The organism is Rahnella selenatireducens, from assembly GCF_046449555.1.
Taxonomy (GTDB): Bacteria; Pseudomonadota; Gammaproteobacteria; order Enterobacterales; family Enterobacteriaceae; genus Rahnella; species Rahnella selenatireducens.
Genome location: NZ_JBKEZJ010000003.1, coordinates 257,605 through 272,345, shown reverse-complemented (window position 1 = coordinate 272,345; position 14,741 = coordinate 257,605). Strand labels below are relative to the sequence as shown.

The following is a 14,741-nucleotide window of genomic DNA, read 5'->3' as shown; positions in this document are numbered from 1 at the left end:
AGACCCCGCCGCTGCAACAGGGCAACTGACAGGGTTCAGGGTTGTTCGATTCGTAATACTTTCAGTTCGTATAGCTGCAACGAGTGATGATTACTTCGAGGGGGCAAATTCACTGCCGCATTGAGCGGAAGAGTATAGCCGTGCTTGGCGGCGCATCCTAGGAGGAAGAGGAAAAATAAGCAGGCTAAACATTCACGGCAGGTGATTTGATTGCAGATCGCCATGAAGAGGATTTCTTGGCATACTTCACCACTGTAGTTATTAACAGTAATCGTTATTAACAGTGATCGTAAATAACAGGCTTTTTAATAAGTCAGTCTGAGGTGATTCTCCCCGTGACCGCTTTTACCCTTCGTCCCTATCAGCAGGATGCCGTTGACGCCACGCTGCGTCATTTCCGCCAGCACGATGAACCGGCGGTGATCGTATTGCCTACCGGTGCCGGAAAAAGCCTGGTGATTGCAGAGCTGGCAAGGGTGGCGCGCGGGCGCGTGCTGGTTCTGGCGCACGTCAAAGAACTGGTCGCGCAGAATCACAGTAAATACCTTTCTTACGGGCTGGATGCGGATATCTTCGCGGCGGGCCTGAATCTCAAACAAAGCCGCGGCAAAGTGGTGTTCGGCAGCGTGCAGTCCGTCGCGCCTAATCTGGCAGAATTCAGCGGTGAGTTTTCCCTGCTGATTGTCGACGAGTGCCACCGAATTTCCGACGACGATAACAGCCAGTATCAGCAAATTATCGGCCATCTTAAAGCGCAAAACCCGCGTCTGCGGCTGCTCGGACTGACGGCAACGCCCTATCGTCTGGGCAAAGGCTGGATTTATCAGTATCACCATCAGGGCATTGTGCGCGGCGATTCCAACAGCCTGTTCCGCGATTGTATTTATGAACTGCCGCTGCGCTACATGATTAAAAACGGCTTTCTGGTGCCGCCGGAACGGCTCGATATGCCGGTCGTCAGCTACGATTTCAGCCGGTTACAGGCCAACAGCAACGGGCTGTTCAGCGAGGCAGATCTTAACGATGAGTTGCGTCAGCAAAAACGCATCACACCGCACATCATCAGCCAGATTATTGAGTTCGCGCACGACCGCAAAGGTGTGATGATTTTTGCTTCAACGGTGGAACACGCCGGTGAAATTTTCGGTTTGCTGCCCAAAGGCGAAGCGGCGCTGATCAGCGCACAAACCCACGCAGTCGAACGCGACCGGCTGATCACGGCCTTTAAGCAGCAGAAACTGCGCTATCTGGTGAACGTCTCGGTGCTGACCACCGGCTTTGACGCGCCGCATGTGGATCTGATTGCCATTTTGCGCCCCACCGAATCCGTCAGCCTTTATCAGCAAATTGTCGGGCGCGGGCTGCGTCTGTCGCCGGGCAAAACGGATTGCCTGATCCTCGATTACGCCGGCAATCCGCATGACCTGTTTACGCCGGAAGTGGGCAGTCACAAACCGGCGGGCGACAATAAACCGGTGCAGGTTTTTTGCCCGGCATGCGGTTTTGCCAATATATTCTGGGGAAAAACCACCGAAGACGGCACAGTCATCGAACATTTTGGCCGCCGCTGTCAGGGCGTGCTGGAAGATGACGACGGCAACCGCGAGCAGTGTGATTTCCGTTTCCGCTTCAAAAGTTGCCCGCACTGCGGCGCGGAAAACGATATTGCGGCGCGGCGCTGCCATCAGTGTCAGGAAATTCTGGTCGACCCGGACGATATGCTGAAAGCCGCGCTGCGCCTGAAAGATGCGCTGGTCTTGCGCTGCGGCGGCATGAATCTTGAACACGGGCGCGACGACAAAGGCGAATGGCTGAAAATTACTTATTACGATGAGGACGGCGCGGACGTTTCCGAGCGTTTCCGCCTGCAAACACCCGCCCAGCGGATGGCGTTTTTGCATAACTTCCTGCGTCCGCATCAGCGCGCGCCGGGCGTGCCGCTGGAATGGAATAGCGCCTCAGATATCGTGGCGCAGCAGGTTTTACTGCGTTATCCGGATTTTGTTGTCGCGCGGATGAAAGGCCAGTTCTGGCAGGTGCGGGAGAAGATGTTCGATTATGAAGGGCGTTACCGGCGGGCAAATGAACTGCGCGGGTAATAAACAATAGGTCTTTTAGTCCTACCCATTATCCGGTATCATACCGCCCGCTTTCGCCATGCGAAGGCTGCAGTACTCAACTCGTCACTCGGTCGCAGGTGGCGGGCTCTTGTTTTAAAACAAACAGTTCTTATATAGAGAAATATACATGTTCACTATCAATGTAGAAGTACGTCCACAGGACGAGCAGGGCAAAGGTGCGAGCCGCCGCCTGCGTACAGAAAACAAATTCCCAGCTATCGTTTACGGTGGCTCAGCTGCTCCAGTTTCTATCAAACTGGACCATGATTCTGTGAAGAACATGGAAGTTAAAGCGGAGTTCTACTCTGAAGTTATTACTCTGGTTATCGACGGTAAAGAAACCAAAGTTAAAGTTCAGGCTGTACAGCGTCACCCGTTCAAGCCAAAACTGGCTCACATCGACTTCGTTCGCGTTTAATCGCTGACTGAGTTGTTGCGCATCGGGACGCCGTGCGAGAACAAATAAAAAACGCCGCCATAGCAATATAGGCGGCGTTTTTTATTGTCTGCGATTCACCAGTTTCCTGCTCCTCCCCCTGCGAAGGGGGAGGCCGAGAAGGGGGTTTAAGGGCAAACACCCCGTTAAAGCAAACTTAACGTAATGATTCTGCTTTAATCCCCCACCCAACCCCTCCCCTTAGCAGGGGAGGAAGTGGATCGCGCCATTTTCGGGTATTTATTTGCCCGCTTTACGCTGTAACTGATCCCGCAGGTTCGGTGGCGTACCTTTAATGGTCAGCGTATCGGTCGCCGGATCCCAGAAAATACGCTCGCCCATCAGCATCGCATCGAAGTTAATGCTAATTCCGCCGCCGCTGCCGGCAAACTTGGTGAGCTGTCGCAATGTACCACGATCGGCTGGGAACGTTTCTTCGAGCTGATAACCCTGTTCCTGCGTAAACTCTTTGAATTTTTTGTCATTCCACGGTGGCAACTCTTCAGATAAATCATCCAGCGCAATTTCTTCACCGGCCTGCAACTGCTCGTTGCAGTAGGTATAAACCTGCTGGCGATAGTTCTGACGCTCGTTTTTATCGAGCTGTGCTTCAGTACAGAAATCGTCAACCGCCTGCAATAAGCCACGGTTTTGCGCTTTGGTATCCAGACCCACGGCAGCGCCCAGGAAATCCATGAAAAAATCCGACACTTTGCGCCCGACGCGGCCTTTCAGGAACGTCAGGTAGCGTGTGGATTCAGGATTGGTTTCCCACTCGGTCAGATCGATACGCGCCACGATATCGGCGTGGTTGATATCCAGATAATGGATGCTGCTGACGTCCAGCTGTTCATTGACACGCATGCTGCTGCGGCTGTTAAGCACGGCAACCAGTAAATATTCCACGGCCAGGAAACGGTAATGGCAAAACAGCACCACGCCGCCCTCTGCGAACGGATATTTTGCCAGCTCATCGCGAAGACGCCCGGTCGCAGCACGGCTGAATGACAGGAAATCGTCGTCGCCTTTGCGGCAACTGCGCAGTGACACCGCCAGTTCGCTGTCTTCGTTGAACAGGCCGTACGCTTTGCTTTTCGCACTGTAAACACGATGCAGCTCAGCCATCATTTCTTCAACGGCGGCATTCGGCGTCAAAAGCGTATCGCGCAGCACAACATCCAGCGTTTGCTCATCACGTTTATTCAACTGGTGCAGAGCGATCTGCTCAATATCCAGACTCATGGGGACTTTCTCCTGTAAGAATTGCAGCCGTGTAAGAAGGGTTTGCCTGCGGGGCGTATTCAAACACCGAAGCGCCAAAGCCGCAACCTGTTCCAGCCCCTGAAATACTGATTCATAGATGCGATCGCTACCCCGACACAACCCCCGTTATAAAAATGCGGAAAGTGGTGGCGTGATCGGCTAAGATATTGGACTTTGTCAGATCAAGAAGCACATTACTCTATGGCACAATCATCCCGTTACAGTGACGAACACGTTGAACAGATCCTTTCCGAGCTGGCGACTGTTCTGGAAAAACACCGCGCCCCGACCGACCTTTCTTTGATGGTTTTGGGCAATATGGTGACAAACCTTATTAACACCAGCGTCGCTCCTGCACAGCGCAAAGCATTGTCCCAATCTTTTGCTAAAGCTTTGCAAGCGTCGATAAGAGAAGATAAAGCCCATTAATTCACTCACTGCCCAGACCCTCTCATGGTGACAAATAGTCAGCGCTATCGCGAAAAAGTTTCCCAGATGATCAGCTGGGGCCACTGGTTCGCCCTCTTCAATATCCTGTTGATTCTTGGGCTCGGCAGCCGCTACCTGTTTGTTTCTGACTGGCCTTCCTCTCTGGAAGGGCGTATTTACGCGCTGGTCAGCTGGCTTGGACATTTCAGCTTTATCGGTTTTGCCGCCTACTTACTGATTATCTTCCCACTGACGTTCGTGGTGATGTCACAACGGCTGTTACGATTCTTATCCGCGATACTGGCAACCGCCGGGCTGACACTGATTCTGGTCGACACTGAAGTGTTCACCCGCTTCCACCTGCATATTAATCCGGTGGTCTGGGAACTGGTCGTCAACCCGGGTCAGGGCGAAATGGCGCGTGACTGGCAGCTGATGTTTATTGCCGTGCCGGTCATTTTCCTGCTCGAAATGTTGTTCGGCACCTGGGCGTGGCAAAAGCTGCGCAGCCTGAACCGCCGTAATTTCGCCAAGCCAATCGTTGTGGTATTTATCGTGAGCTTCTTTGCGTCGCACCTGATGTACATCTGGGCAGATGCAAATTTCTATCGTCCGATTACCATGCAGCGCGCGAATCTTCCGCTGTCGTACCCGATGACGGCGCGTAAATTCCTCGAAAAACACGGCCTTCTGAATGCCGAGGAATACCAGAAGCGGCTGATTGAGCAAGGGAATCCGGAAGCGCTGGCGGTGGAATATCCGCTTAACAGCATCAGTTTTGCCAAAACCGGCTCGAAATATAATCTGCTGATGGTCGTGCTCGACGGCGTGCATGAAGCGACGCTCGATCAGGACATGCCTGCGCTGGTTGATTTCGCCAAACACAATATTCGTTTTGACCAGCATTTCAGCTCCGGCAATCGTAACGACACCGGCCAGTTTGGCCTGTTCTACGGAATTTCACCAACCTATATGCAGGGCATTCTGTCCGCACGTAAACCTTCTGCGCTGGTGACATCGCTGGAGCAACAGGGTTACGAATTTGGTCTGTTTGCTTCGGACGGCTTTGACAGCCCGCTTTACCGTCAGGCGCTGCTGACCGATTTCACCCTGCCGCCGCCGGTAAAACAGTCGGATGCACAGACGGTTTCGCAGTGGCAGCAATGGCTGAACGTGCGTGGAAACGGCCCGTGGTTCTCGTTCATTAATCTGAACGGCATCAGCAGCACGCTACGTCAGGACGGCGACAGCGTGCCGGTCGGGAATACCTTTATTCATCGTTATCAGCGCGGCGCACAAAGCGTTGATCAGCAAATTGCGGTCATGCTGCAATCTCTTAAAGAGCGCGGCGATCTGGATAAAACCGTTGTGGTGATCACCGCCTCGCACGGCATCGAGTTTAACGAGAACGGCACCTGGGGTTCGGGTAACGCGATGAACCGCCGTCAGTTGCAGGTTCCGCTGATTATCCACTGGCCGGGCACACCGGCTCAGAGTATCAGCAAGCTTACCGATCACGCAGATGTGATGACCACGCTGATGCAACGTCTGCTTCACGTCACCACGTCACCGGCAGATTATTCGCAGGGTGAGGATTTGTTCGCCGCGAAACGCCGTCATAACTGGGTCACGACCAGCGACGACGGAACGCTGGTGATCACCACGCCGGACCAGACGCTTGAGCTGGAAAGCGACGGGGATTACCGCGCCTTCGACATTAACGGCAAACGGATTAAGGATCAGAAACCGGAACTTGGCCTGCTGTTGCAGGTCCTGACCGACGAAAAACGCTTCCTGGCCAATTAATCATTTTGCAGGACACCTGAAAAACCAACCTTAACCGGTTGGTTTTTTTATGGAATCAGCCCCCTCCCTTTCCCGTCAAAATCCCCTTCAGTTTATTTGACCTTCTTTATGAAAATTATGTCGTTTATGGGCTGATACAAAATCGCTACGGTAGGTTCATCAACAATAAAAACGCTATCGGAGTAAAGCCATCGTGTCGGGACTGGTCAACGGAAAATGGGTAAGCGGCGACGTCGCAAAAGAAGAGATTAAAAATGGCGCGTTTCATCGTGAAGAAACGGCTTTTCGTGAAACACACATTGAGCCAGAAGCTGGCCGCTATCAGCTTTTCGTTTCCTATCTGTGCCCGTGGGCCTCGCGCACGCTGATATTCCGCCATCTGAAAGGGCTGGAAAAGTTTATTTCCGTTTCCATCGCACAACCGGTCATTGGCGAAAATGGCTGGACGTTCGACGAGCCGCAGGATGCCGGAGATAAAATCCCAGCCATCCGACATGTTCATGAACTGTATACCGCCAGCGATGCGCATTACACCGGAAAAGTTTCCGTGCCCGTTTTGTGGGATCGCCAGGCGGGCCGCATCGTGAACAACGAATCAGCCGACATCATCCGCATCCTTAACCACGCTTTCGACGCCCTCAGCGGCAATCAGGATGATTTCTACCCTGCCCCGCTTCGCGAGGAAATCGACCACTGGAACGAAATTATTTATCACGACGTCAATAACGGCGTGTATAAAACCGGTTTTGCGAAAACGCAGGAAAGCTACAACGCCGCCGTCACCCAACTTTTCAGCACGCTTGATACGCTGGAAACGCATTTAGACAGCCACCGTTATATCGCCGGAGACTCTCTTACCGAAGCCGACTGGCGTCTGTTTGTCACACTGGTACGTTTCGACAGCGCGTATCACGGCGCTTTCAAATGCAATATCCGCCGTATTGAGGACTACCCTAATCTTTCAAATTATTTGCGTGAAATCTATCAGTGGCCGGGGATCAGCGAAACCGTCAATCTGGCGCATATTAAGCAAGGCTATTACGGAATTTTGTGGCTGAATCCGACCGGAATTGTCCCGGCGGGCCCCGAACTGGCTTTACGACGCCCCCATAACCGAGAACGTCTGAACAGTCTGGGCATCATCCAGAAACTACGCTAAAAATTGCTTGGACCCGCAAAGATAACACTGTATATTTCAACAGTTATTTTTCTTCCAGCCTGAAAACGAGGAAAGCTATGCGGGTCGAACTGATTTTTGACAAACGGAATGTCGCACGGATCCCAAATGCCAGTGAAAAAATTGAGGCAGAACTGGTTAAGCGGGTACACCGCATGTTTCCTGACGCTGAAGTAAAAGTGAAACCGATGCAGGCCAACGGGCTGAATACGCACGGTGCCAGCAAGCAGGAACGTTCGCAATTAAATCAAATGCTGGAAGAAATGTTTGAAGAAGCAGACGAATGGCTTTCGGTGGAGTAAAAAAGTGCTTTCCGGTTGCACTTGGTTACAAAGGGCAATTGAAATAAACAATCCATTTGTATGGCTTAAGATAAGATGTGCGTGTTATATAAAATTCATTATCTATCAGAGCGATGAACCGCCGTTTTATCGGGTACAGCCGGGATTAATTTCATCCGGATAATGGCCTGACGCGACATCGCTTTTCGCTTCACACGCGTCAACGACTTTGCGAAACTGCCATGCCACCGAGCCACAAGAAAAACAGCGCCCAACCTCATTTTTACGCCAAGCGCTTTGCGCTAATTTGCCTCGGGATTGTCTGCTGTCTGGCACTGCTGCTCGGCCGTGTCGGCTACCTTCAGTTACTCAACCAGCCTATGCTGGAGAAAGAAGCGGATTCGCGTTCATTGCGCTCCAGTATTATCCCCGCCGGACGTGGCACCATTGCAGACCGCAACGGGCACCCTCTGGCACTCAGCGTCGCCTCGAAAGACATCATCGCAGACCCGTTCCGTATTCTGGAATTACACAGCGATCTTAACAGTCCAAAATGGCAATATCTGGCCTCCGCGCTGAATGTCCCGCTTTCGCAATTACAGCAAACTATCAACAGCGATCCGCAACGTCGTTTCGTCTATCTCGGACGCAAAATCGAAGAAGGCATTGCCGGCGATATTGGTCAGTTGCACCTCGGTGGTGTCTCAAGCCAGAACGATGACAGCCGCTATTATCCTATGAGTGAAGCCGCTGCGAATCTGGTCGGCGTGGTCGGGACAGATAACGAAGGCCTGAACGGCATCGAAAAAGGCTTTAATGCCCTGCTTCAGGGTAAACCTGGCATGCGCCAATACCGTCAGGATCGCCACGGCAATGTCATCGGCATACTGAAAGAAGTCGCGCCGCAACAGCCACCGACCATTAACCTCAGCATCGACAGCTTTATGCAGTACGTGTTGTATTCACGACTGCGTGAAGGCGTATTGCTCAACCAGGCAGAATCTGGTGCGGCCGTGCTGGTTGATGTGAATACGGGTGAGATTCTGGGAATGGCCTCGTTCCCGTCTTACAACCCGAACAACTACGCGGGCGTTCAGCCTAAAGATATGCGTAACGTGGCCATCAGCGACAGTTTTGAACCCGGATCCACCGTAAAACCGCTGGTGGTCATGGCCGGTCTGGCGCGTCGCATGATCCGTCCGGATTCCGTGCTCGATACCCATCCGTACACCGTTAACGGTCACCTGATTAAAGACGTTGGCCACTGGCCTGCGCTGACCATTACCGGCATCTTGCAAAAATCCAGCGATATCGCGGTATCACACATAGCGCTGGCGATGCCTGCCAACGTGCTGGTGCAGCTTTATCAGTCATTCGGGCTGGGTAAAGCCACTGATTTAGGGATTGGCGGCGAAAGCAGCGGTTACTTCCCGGCGCACCGTGACCGCTGGGCGGACATCGAACGCGCCACGTTCTCCTTCGGCTACGGCCTGCGCGTCACGCCGCTGCAAATCGCCCGTGAATACGCCACCATCGGCGCGGAAGGCATTTACCGTCCGCTGTCGATCACCAAAGTCACGCCTCCGGTGCTCGGCACCCGCGTGATGTCCGCCGATGTGGTCAGAACGGTCATTCATATGATGGAAAGTGACGCCCTGCCCGGTGGCTCTGGCCTCAGCGCCGCGGTGCCCGGTTACCGTTTAGCGATTAAAACCGGTACTGCCGAAAAAATGGGGGCCAGCGGCAAATACGATGGCGGTTATATCAACTACACCGCCGGTGTTGCACCGGCCAGTAATCCGCGTGTGGCGCTGGTGGTGATGGTCAACAACCCGCAGGCCGGCAAACACTTCGGTGGCTCGGTCGCCGGCCCAATTTTCGGGCATATCATGGGTGAGGTGCTTAACCACATGAACATTGCGCCGGATGCGCTGGTGCCGGAAACGCCGCCAACCACTGTGATTAATGGTGGTCAGAAAACCGATCTGGTGCGTCGCCCGGCGACTGATGGTTAAACGAAGCGTAGAAAAATCGCGAAAAAACGCTGACCCGCTGGATCTCATCTGAAGAAGCGGTTAACGTGCGGATGTTTTGTCAGTTGAAGTCCACGCGGAGGAAGAGCGGCGCGCTCTGTCAGAAAAAAAATGAAACGGCTTCTTATCGTTTTTATCGTTTTTGTCGCGGTTTGTCTGGGCGTTATTGCCCTCAATATGCAGGGTAGCGGCCCCTGGTAAACAGCGCTCATGAGGGAGAAATCACTGTGCCAACCGGTAAGAACTTCGTTATTTTGATCGTTCTTATTCTCGTCGGGATTGTTGTGGTTGACGATGGTATAGCGCGGTTGATTCACTGGATCCTGCTACGTTAGCATCATGGCCCGCCAGACGACGCTCGTCGTTCTGCCCACAGGGCCATTTCTGCAAGTTGCCTGCTCCGCCATCAACTGAGCAACACCTGCCACGCCATCATGGCGAAGTCGTGTATAATAGCGGTATTCAACCTTAATACAGACTGGTTATGGCTCAGGACATTCATATCGCTATCGTCTGCGCACTCAGCAAATGGATTGAAGGCCACCTTGGCCGCGTCATCCATCTTGAAGAACTGGCTGAGTATTCAGGCTATTCGCTTTGGCACATGCAAAAATTATTCAAAGAATCGACAGGCATTTCTCTGGGGAAGTACATCAGGGAGCGCCGTCTGGCGAGCGCTGTTTATCAGCTGAGCAGCAGTGAAACCCCGATTTTCGATATCGCGATGGATTTTGGATTTGGTTCGCAGTCGCATTTCACCTACATGTTCCGTAAGCGTTTTAACATCACGCCTCATGAATTCCGCCAAAACCCTGACATCGAACTCGACGTTTCTCCCCCGCTTCATCTGATCCATCAGAAATCAGCCTGAGGATCGCAACCTTACAGAAATAAAAAACGCGGCCATCAGAGGCCGCGTTCTTATACTGCTTTTTTGACTGCTTGTACTCAAAGTCTTGCAAAACTAAGCGCTATTCTGTGTCTGAGAAAGGCACTCTTAGAACTGATACACCAGACCTACCGCAGTCACGTCATCGGTGTTGATACCGGCGTTGTCTGTGAAGGTGCTGCTGTCGATCAGGTTGATTTTATAGTCAACATAGGCCGACATGTTTTTGTTGAAGTAGTAAGTCGCACCCAGGTCGACGAATTTAACGAGATCCTGATCCTGGTAATTGTTGCCCAGACGGTCGCTACCCAAATCTTTACCGCGGGTTTGGTTATACGCCACGAAAGGACGCAAACCGAAGTCGAACTGGTAGCTTGCGTAGGCCTCGAATGCCTGAGACTGGTTAGCATAGCCGTAAGCTTCTGAGTCGGTAGAACCGAAGCGTGAAGCGTTATAAGCCTGAGTAAACATGGCTGCCAGATAGACATTGTTGGCGTCATATTTCAGACCACCGGTGTAACCTTCGGCTTTTTTACCGTCGCCCATAATGCCGGCTGCTGAGTTCTGCTCGTCGGTACGGTCAGAGTTGAAGAATGCACCCGCTACGCTGACACCCGCGCCAATATCGTAGCTCAGGGACATACCGTAACCGTCGCCATTCTGCGTCAGCACATTACGTGTGCCAGGTTCAGAACCGCCGCTGTCATTTTTACCCTGATATTGCAGAGCGAAATGCAGGCCGTCGACCAGGCCGAAGAAGTTGTCGTTACGGTAAGTCGCAACGCCGTTGGTACGCTGATAGAGGAACTGGTCAGCGCCGTAGGTGGAACCATCGAACTCAGGCTGCATGTCGGTCCATGCGGCAACGTCGTACATTACGCCGTTGTTACGACCATAGTCGAAAGAACCCATGTCACCGAATTTCAGACCCGCGAAGCCATAACGCGTAAATGCGGTGTTGTCGGAGCTTTCAGCCTGATTGGCCTGAACCTGATATTCCCACTGGCCGTAACCGGTCAGCTGGTCGGTGATCTGTGTTTCCCCTTTGAAGCCCAGACGGATGTAGCTCTGATCGCCGTCATTGCCAGCGTTGTTTGAAAAGTAATGCAAACCATCAACTAAACCGTAAAGGTCCAGTTTATTACCATCTTTATTATAAATTTCTGCCGCACTTGCTGAGCCTGCAACCATCAATGCAGGGATCGTGAGTGAAAGAACACGGAGTTTCATTTTTCTGTCCTCGATAGGTGTCGGACCGTGCCACTGAATGTGAATTACACGTTTTTTTACTGCTTTAGATATTGCATAACGCTTGTATGAATTTTGGCCCGACATGGCAAATCCATTCTCAGGATATAATTACTATTAATCCAGAAAGAAAATGATACGAGATTAGTTAAGATATTTCCTATTATTTAGAAGGTGTAACAATTTATTATTTTTGGACGTTTTTAGAGCTTAATATAGATGTTAAAATAAAGCACTCAAAGCTAATTTAATTTAATTATCTTTTAAAACAACAGGTTAAAAAATATAGTTACCGCACTAAGTGATAAAGGGTCTCCCCGTAAATAATATATACTTCACCTCGCTATCATCATTATTTGTTATTCTATTACCCTCATTCCCCGTCTTGTGGAAACAACAGCCGACCCTTAGTGGTCGGTTTTTTTTGATTTTTATAAGAAATAATAACTTAATGTGATATTCATCACTTAATTATATCGCGCTCGAAAAGTACTTTTCTCCATAATTACCTCACAGTTTCTCCATTATTCGCAACCCGATTTTCTTAATAGTTGATATCTAATCCCCAGGATTTATAAGGAATTCCCGGAATACTATTAATGAATATTGTGGAGAGGGTTTATTGGTCAGCGACGGTTCAGATCCGCTACTATACGCAAAGTCAGACCAATCCCGCTGATCGCTTCAGGGGAGACCGGTAGACTGCCGGTGCCACGCAATACCTTATTTTTCAACTGTTCAGGGAAACTCATGCCACAACAGGACCAGCCAGATAACATTTCCAAAGCCAGAATGCTTCTGGCAACCCGCCGTTTTCTCAAACTCGACGAGTGGCTGTTGTCACATATGCGTAGCTGGCAGAATCAGGGCGAAAGCCACAGCGATTACGGATTATTAATGCATCCGTCCACGCTGTTTGGCGGCACGGAGTTCCAGGCACTGAATCCGCTGGAGATCCTCAGCGACTGGGCGCAGCAATATCCGCAGAGCTATCACGCACATGTTTTGCTGGGGATGGTCTGGCACGAAAATGCCTGGATCATCCGTCAGGCGCCCAGTGAAGCAGACATTGAAGATCACCAGTGGCTCGGCGCCCAGCTGTGCTGCGATTACGCCGTGCTGGCTTTTCTGAAAGCCATTGGGCTGCATCCCCGCCCGACCCACGCTTTCCGTCATATGATGAATCTCAGCGGCGGCTTCGGTGAACCTTACTGGCTTAAATCTTTATTCGCCGGTGAAATCCCCAAACCATTGAATGAAAAGTTTTCGATTCAGGGCAGCGAGATCTGGCAGGCAGGTATCACCCACATTCATGCTCTCGGTTTCGAACCCGCGACACACTGGCCTCAGTCTTTGCCTGCTGCCCTGCAACAAACCCGCAAAGCAGACGATGAAGCGCTCAGTTACTGGCTGCGCATGGCGATGTCGGTACGCCACGCGGACGTCGGCACGATGGAATCCTACCTTTTATTCCATTCCGCATTCTGGGGAGGCAGCGATGAGCAGCAGATGCTGATTATCGACAGCCCGCTGTGTGCGGAATTCAGCGACGATGAACGCAACCAGTTCCGCGCAAATGCGCTGTGCGACGCGTTATCCGGCGAAATCGCTGACCGGGAATCCCCGCGCGCCGCGCAATTACAGCAACAGTTGGCAGGTTTACTTGCTCAACCGCTGGAGCCCGCCACCCGCGTCCGTTTGCTGGATCTGGCCGGGATCTGCATGGCGTACTGGCAGGATGACGATCAGGCGGGGCTGGCGGTTTATCAGGATCTGTTCGCGGTTTCCCCGCAGGCGATGCCCGGTCATTTTGCCGCGCTCTTTATTTCCCGTGCGGTGCTGGCAAACGGCCATCAGGAAGGGTTGCCGGTTCTGACGCAGCTTCTGACCCGTGCGCTGAGTCAGGCCACCGATCCTGTGCTGGTCAGCTTCGCCGCCGCCGCGTTGCAATATGGTTTGTACGGATTGCCCGCCAGACCAGAGCTGAGCAGCGGATTAATGGAACACGCCTGGTCTTTGATGCAGCAATCCGGTGACGAACAGCCGGTGAAAGATCTGGTCACGCTGGCGCACGATATGGCGATCAACGACGATCTGGACGCCGCGCATTTCCTGATGACCGAAATGGCTCGTCACGGCAGCGCCATTCACTGCTACGAACTGTACTTTTTCTACCGCAACGGCTGGCACCAGGATGTACCGGAGCAATATCACAACGACAGCAACGCGATGGATTGCGTGCTCAGCGCGGCACGTTCCGGACTGGTTCCGGCGATGTTTACCTGCGCCAACGCCCTGCGTGAGGGCCTCGGCGCAGAGCCGGATTACGAGCAAGCCATGCACTGGTATCAGCGCGCCGCAGACGCCGGACATCTCTCCGCCGCTTACTTCCGCGCCAGCTGTGCGCTGGATAACGGCACGGATGCGGAAAAACGTCTCGCCACCGGACAATGGTTGCCGGAAATTCTGCATAACGCCGCGCATCCCGATCGTGCCGAAGCTGCCTACACGCTGGGAATGGCATGGCTGACGGGCACCGGTACGAAGAAAAACCGTTACACCGCGAGCAAGTTTATTGAGTTTGCTCTCGAACTGAATCCCGAATCCGAAGCCGCCAGACAGGTGCATCAGGATCTCAACGGCTCACTGCGGGCACGCATGAATTTATGGCAGGATAAACGGAAAGCCGAAGTGGAAGATCCGATCGCGGAGTTTCTGCGTCAAGAGCCGCTGGAATAAGCTAATACTGGAGTTTTGTACCTTTTAGAAAGGTGCAAATTTCGGTTTTTCATGTGCGGTGATCACTCGGCTCAGGTCAAAACCTTGGGCTCGAAGCCCTCGAGGAAGGCACCGCGTAGCGGCAAGATTTCGCCCACACACCGATGTTCCAGAACATGTCCATCGTCCCAGCGATAGCACGCAGTTTAAGAGCCAGGGATTCTCAAGGGCGCGGCGATAGGCGGTCCTTGAGGCCGGTTTGGGTGGCAACCCAAGGTTTTGACCTGAACCGAGCGATCACCCTACATGAAAAACCGAAACTTTCTCGATCCCTGTAAAAC

General features: G+C 52.3%; 11 protein-coding genes. 9 read left to right on the top strand and 2 right to left on the bottom strand.

Annotation, left to right across the window (positions count from 1 at the left end; translation table 11 throughout):
* The first annotated feature begins 335 nt into the window (after positions 1-335).
* Positions 336-2,099, top strand: coding sequence for a DEAD/DEAH box helicase (locus ACLBVC_RS06970; protein WP_410149026.1), 1,764 nt, complete (start codon positions 336-338; stop codon positions 2,097-2,099).
* A gap of 148 nt (positions 2,100-2,247) precedes the next feature.
* The gene (rplY, locus tag ACLBVC_RS06965) at positions 2,248-2,538 is read left to right on the top strand and encodes a 50S ribosomal protein L25 (RefSeq protein WP_410149025.1); all 291 of its coding nucleotides are present in this window, start codon (positions 2,248-2,250) and stop codon (positions 2,536-2,538) included.
* 258 nt (positions 2,539-2,796) lie between these two features.
* Here rplY and yejK read toward each other — a convergent pair whose 3' ends face one another.
* Complete coding sequence (gene yejK / locus ACLBVC_RS06960) at positions 2,797-3,798, bottom strand: nucleoid-associated protein YejK (protein WP_410149024.1); 1,002 nt, start codon at positions 3,796-3,798, stop codon at positions 2,797-2,799.
* A 222-nt stretch (positions 3,799-4,020) separates the two neighbouring features.
* Between yejK and ACLBVC_RS06955 the strand changes: the two genes are divergently transcribed.
* The 6 genes from ACLBVC_RS06955 to ACLBVC_RS06930 all read left to right on the top strand — a co-directional run bounded on the left by ACLBVC_RS06955 (position 4,021) and on the right by ACLBVC_RS06930 (position 10,416).
* Positions 4,021-4,248: a YejL family protein gene (locus ACLBVC_RS06955; RefSeq protein ID WP_104921319.1), complete on the top strand. Its 228-nt coding sequence runs from the start codon at positions 4,021-4,023 to the stop codon at positions 4,246-4,248.
* 24 nt (positions 4,249-4,272) lie between these two features.
* Complete coding sequence (gene yejM, locus ACLBVC_RS06950) at positions 4,273-6,054, top strand: LPS biosynthesis-modulating metalloenzyme YejM (RefSeq protein ID WP_410149023.1); 1,782 nt, start codon at positions 4,273-4,275, stop codon at positions 6,052-6,054.
* 193 nt (positions 6,055-6,247) lie between these two features.
* Positions 6,248-7,213 carry a glutathione S-transferase family protein gene (locus ACLBVC_RS06945; protein ID WP_410149022.1) on the top strand — a complete coding sequence of 322 codons (966 nt, stop codon included), beginning with the start codon at positions 6,248-6,250 and terminating at the stop codon, positions 7,211-7,213.
* A 77-nt stretch (positions 7,214-7,290) separates the two neighbouring features.
* Positions 7,291-7,533, top strand: coding sequence for a DinI family protein (locus ACLBVC_RS06940; RefSeq protein WP_104921316.1), 243 nt, complete (start codon positions 7,291-7,293; stop codon positions 7,531-7,533).
* 221 nt (positions 7,534-7,754) lie between these two features.
* On the top strand, positions 7,755-9,527 hold the full coding sequence (locus tag ACLBVC_RS06935; protein ID WP_410149021.1) for a penicillin-binding transpeptidase domain-containing protein: 1,773 nt from the start codon (positions 7,755-7,757) through the stop codon (positions 9,525-9,527).
* Positions 9,528-10,029: 502 nt separating this feature from the next.
* Positions 10,030-10,416: a helix-turn-helix domain-containing protein gene (locus ACLBVC_RS06930; RefSeq protein ID WP_101076072.1), complete on the top strand. Its 387-nt coding sequence runs from the start codon at positions 10,030-10,032 to the stop codon at positions 10,414-10,416.
* 126 nt (positions 10,417-10,542) lie between these two features.
* On the opposite strand, the gene ompC is transcribed toward ACLBVC_RS06930, so the two are convergent.
* Positions 10,543-11,664 carry a porin OmpC gene (gene ompC / locus ACLBVC_RS06925; RefSeq protein ID WP_410149020.1) on the bottom strand — a complete coding sequence of 374 codons (1,122 nt, stop codon included), beginning with the start codon at positions 11,662-11,664 and terminating at the stop codon, positions 10,543-10,545.
* 768 nt (positions 11,665-12,432) lie between these two features.
* Between ompC and ACLBVC_RS06920 the strand changes: the two genes are divergently transcribed.
* The gene (locus ACLBVC_RS06920) at positions 12,433-14,421 is read left to right on the top strand and encodes a DUF4034 domain-containing protein (protein WP_410149019.1); all 1,989 of its coding nucleotides are present in this window, start codon (positions 12,433-12,435) and stop codon (positions 14,419-14,421) included.
* The last annotated feature ends 320 nt before the right edge of the window (positions 14,422-14,741 follow it).